Genomic DNA, 534 nt, shown 5'->3' on the forward strand with positions numbered 1-534 from the left:
TTTCCCTTTGTGGCTGGTGTACAGGTGGTGCATGGTTGTCGTCAGCTCGTGTCGTGAGATGTTGGGTTAAGTCCCGCAACGAGCGCAACCCTTGTCTTATGTTGCCAGCATTTGGTTGGGGACTCATGAGAGACTGCCGGGGTCAACTCGGAGGAAGGTGGGGATGACGTCAAATCATCATGCCCCTTATGTCCAGGGCTTCACACATGCTACAATGGTCGGTACAACGCGCAGCGACACTGTGAGGTGGAGCGAATCGCTGAAAGCCGGCCTTAGTTCGGATTGGGGTCTGCAACTCGACCCCATGAAGTCGGAGTCGCTAGTAATCGCAGATCAGCAATGCTGCGGTGAATACGTTCCCGGGCCTTGTACACACCGCCCGTCACGTCATGAAAGTTGGTAACACCCGAAGCCGGTGGCCCAAACTTGTTAGGGAGCCGTCGAAGGTGGGATCGGCGATTGGGACGAAGTCGTAACAAGGTACCCGTACCGGAAGGTGCGGGTGGATCACCTCCTTTCTAAGGAGCTTTTATT

1 rRNA gene is annotated in these 534 nt (G+C 55.2%); it reads left to right on the forward strand.

Annotated elements, in window-relative coordinates:
- Window positions 1–518, forward strand: a 16S ribosomal RNA gene (locus tag QP324_RS11865); the annotation flags it as partial.
- Window positions 519–534 lie beyond the last annotated feature (16 nt).

It is taken from the genome of Corynebacterium sp. UMB0012, assembly GCF_030216265.1.
GTDB lineage: Bacteria > Actinomycetota > Actinomycetes > Mycobacteriales > Mycobacteriaceae > Corynebacterium.